General features: G+C 38.9%; 5 protein-coding genes and 5 tRNA genes. All 10 read left to right on the top strand.

All coding sequences use genetic code 11. From position 1 onward, the window contains the following. Positions 1-127, top strand: a 127-nt coding sequence (locus AC1DRQ_RS30340; protein WP_477429673.1) for a tyrosine-type recombinase/integrase, incomplete at its 5' end; no start/stop codon positions are given. A gap of 14 nt (positions 128-141) precedes the next feature. Next, entirely contained in the window at positions 142-489 is a 348-nt protein-coding gene (locus tag AC1DRQ_RS30335; RefSeq protein ID WP_429394343.1) for an HPF/RaiA family ribosome-associated protein, read from the top strand. A 242-nt stretch (positions 490-731) separates the two neighbouring features. Continuing rightward, positions 732-804, top strand: a tRNA-Thr gene (locus tag AC1DRQ_RS30330). 65 nt (positions 805-869) lie between these two features. Further along, a tRNA-Tyr gene (locus AC1DRQ_RS30325) sits at positions 870-950 on the top strand. 80 nt (positions 951-1,030) lie between these two features. Beyond that, positions 1,031-1,103: transfer RNA gene (locus AC1DRQ_RS30320), tRNA-Gly, on the top strand. Between the two features lie 114 nt (positions 1,104-1,217). After that, a tRNA-Thr gene (locus AC1DRQ_RS30315) sits at positions 1,218-1,289 on the top strand. Positions 1,290-1,361: 72 nt separating this feature from the next. After that, positions 1,362-2,549: an elongation factor Tu gene (gene tuf / locus AC1DRQ_RS30310; protein WP_477429672.1), complete on the top strand. Its 1,188-nt coding sequence runs from the start codon at positions 1,362-1,364 to the stop codon at positions 2,547-2,549. Between the two features lie 75 nt (positions 2,550-2,624). After that, positions 2,625-2,695, top strand: a tRNA-Trp gene (locus AC1DRQ_RS30305). 18 nt (positions 2,696-2,713) lie between these two features. Then, complete coding sequence (gene secE / locus AC1DRQ_RS30300; RefSeq protein ID WP_183568302.1) at positions 2,714-2,908, top strand: preprotein translocase subunit SecE; 195 nt, start codon at positions 2,714-2,716, stop codon at positions 2,906-2,908. 14 nt (positions 2,909-2,922) lie between these two features. After that, the coding region (locus tag AC1DRQ_RS30295) for a transcription termination/antitermination NusG family protein (protein WP_477429669.1) at positions 2,923-3,367 on the top strand (445 nt) is incomplete at its 3' end.

Below are 3,367 nucleotides of genomic sequence, written 5' to 3'. Positions count from 1 at the left end.
TGGGGCCGATTTAAATTCGATCAAAGAACTTTTGGGCCACGCCAACTTAAGTGCCACCCAAATTTATACACACAATTCAGTTGAAAGATTAAAGTCTATTTACAAACAAGCCCATCCAAAGGCGTAATTTAAGGAGGAAACATGAAAATTACAGTGCAATCAATTCATTTTACCGCAGACAGGAAATTATTAGATTTTATTCAAAAAAAGGCTGATAAGCTCGATACTTTTTATGACCAGATAATTAGTGGCGAGGTTTACTTAAAGCTTGAGAATGTGGAACATGAGGCAAACAAGATAACGGAAATAAAATTGTTACTGCCCGGAAATCAGATTTTTGCGAAGGAGCAGTGCAAAACTTTTGAAGAAGCAACTGATTTAACGATTGAAAGCTTGCGTAAGCAGATCGAAAAGCATAAACAAAAGAAAACTATTGCTGATGCCGCAGCCAAAAAGGCTGTATTGATAATGGCAGAAGAAGGTTTATAAGCATAAAAAAGGCCTTTTTTAGGTGAAAATCGACGGGTTTAAAGCCCGTCGATTTTTTTTGATAAAAAATTTTGTACAGGTTTAATTTTTTGTAGATTTGCAATCCCTTTCAGAGAGGTGCTGACCGCAGCAAATTTTTGTGAAGATTGTTCTTTAAAATATAAAAAAGCTTATTAGTTTTGCCGCTCTAATTTTTGAAACATATAAAGGTTCAAAAAACAAGAAAAGTAAAATAAATATAAGCCTCCTTAGCTCAGCTGGTAGAGCGACTGACTTGTAATCAGTAGGTCATTGGTTCGATCCCGATAGGAGGCTCTGTTTTTTTCGGATTATGGTGTTTAGCTTCAACTTTGAACATCGGAAATCCGAAATTAACAACTGGGGGGATACCAGAGCGGTCAAATGGGACGGACTGTAAATCCGTTGCTTCGGCTACGAAGGTTCGAATCCTTCTCCCCCCACTGGGAAATCCAGGATACTAAATTCTAAATTCTAAAATTTGTTTTAGAGTTTAGAGTTTAGTTTTTGGAATTTAAAAAAAGCGGAAGTAGCTCAGTTGGTAGAGCGATAGCCTTCCAAGCTATAGGTCGCGAGTTCGAACCTCGTCTTCCGCTCAAAAGGAATATCGGATTTCGAAATTTCGATTTCGGATTTGAGAAATTGGATTACGAGTGTTTGCTTTCAATAAATCAGAAATCAAACATCCGAAACCCGAAATCAAAAAATAAGCCGACGTAGCTCAGGGGTAGAGCACTTCCTTGGTAAGGAAGAGGTCATGGGTTCAAATCCCATTGTTGGCTCAATAGAATAAAAGAATAAAACAGAATACATTTTTAAGTATAAAATTAACCTACAAATAATTAAATATAATCATGGMAAAAGAAAAGTTTGACCGCAGTAAACCGCACTTAAACATCGGTACAATCGGTCACGTTGACCACGGTAAAACAACCCTTACCGCAGCTATTACTAAAGTATTGGCTGATAAAGGTTTCTCAGAAGCTCGTTCATTCGATTCAATCGACTCTGCTCCTGAAGAAAAAGAGCGTGGTATCACTATTAATACAGCTCACGTTGAGTATTCAACTGCTAACCGTCACTATGCACACGTTGACTGTCCAGGTCACGCGGATTATGTGAAAAACATGGTTACAGGTGCTGCTCAAATGGACGGTGCTATCATCGTTGTTGCTGCTACTGACGGTCCGATGCCTCAAACTCGTGAGCACATTTTGTTAGCCCGCCAGGTAGGTGTGCCTTCATTAGTTGTGTTCATGAACAAAGTTGACATGGTTGATGATCCAGAATTATTAGAGTTAGTTGAAATGGAAATACGTGAATTATTATCATTCTACGAATATCCTGGAGACGATATCGCTGTAATTCAAGGTTCTGCCCTTGGTGGTTTGAACAACGATCCAAAATGGGTTGAAAAAATTATGGAGCTTATGGATGCTGTAGATACTCAGATCCCTATCCCTCCGCGTTTAACTGATCTTCCTTTCTTAATGCCTGTYGARGACGTATTCTCRATCACTGGTCGTGGTACTGTTGCKACYGGTCGTATTGAGCGTGGTGTAATCAACTCAGGTGAGCAAGTTGACATCCTGGGAATGGGTGCTGAAAACTTGAAATCAACTGTAACTGGTGTTGAGATGTTCCGTAAGATCCTTGACAGAGGTGAAGCTGGTGACAACGTAGGTTTATTGTTACGTGGTATTGAAAAAACTGATATCCGTCGTGGTATGGTTATTTGCAAACCAGGTTCAGTAACTCCACACACTGACTTCAAAGCTGAAGTTTACGTATTATCAAAAGCAGAAGGTGGCCGTCATACTCCATTCTTCAACAAATACCGCCCGCAATTCTATTTCCGTACAACTGACGTAACTGGTGAAATTTCATTAGCCGAAGGTGTAGAAATGGTTATGCCAGGTGATAACGTTACCATCACTGTAAAATTGATCAACGCTATCGCTATGGAAAAAGGCTTACGTTTCGCTATCCGTGAAGGTGGCAGAACAGTAGGTGCTGGCCAGGTAACTGAAATTTTGAAATAAAATTTCAAAAAGGTTAATTGGAAACATAAGTTTGACTGTAAAAAGCAAACTTATGTTTTCTTATTATAAATATACACGGGAATAGTTCAACGGTAGAATAGAGGTCTCCAAAACCTTTGATCAGGGTTCGAATCCTTGTTCCCGTGCATAAGCAAGCAATAAAAATGGCTAACGTAAGCGAATATATTAAAGAATCATACATCGAGTTAACTCAAAAAGTAACTTGGCCAACCTGGCGCGAATTGCAAAGCAGTGCTGTATTGGTACTTGTTGCCGCGATTATTATAGCGATGGTTATTTTAGGTATGGACCAAATTATAGCTTATTTGCTTAAAATATTTTATAGTTCACTAACATAATACTGAAGATAGAGATGAGTGATCAATTGAAATGGTATGTAGTGAGGGCCATCAGTGGTAAAGAAAAGAAGGTAAAACAATACATAGATGCCGAAATTAGTCGTTTGGGCATTACGCATTTAGTACCACAGGTATTAATACCTACAGAAAAGTACTACCAAATGCGCGATGGGAAAAAGATAGCTAAAGAGCGTAATTATTTCCCGGGTTATGTGTTAATGGAAGCCGTACTTGATGGCGAAACTGAGCACATTATTAAAAATATAAATAGTGTGATAGGGTTTTTAGGCGATAAAGCCGGAAATGCTATTCCATTACGCCAGGCCGAAGTTAACCGTATTTTAGGTAAGGTTGATGAAATGAGCGCGCAGGGCGAAACAATGAACGTACCTTATTATATAGGCGAGAACGTGAAAGTAATGGACGGTCCATTCAACGGTTTTAGCGGTGTAATAGAAG

Source organism: Mucilaginibacter sp. P4_E8, assembly GCF_056401495.1.
Note: the sequence above shows the minus strand (reverse complement) of the source record. Positions and strands in the feature narration are given on the sequence as shown.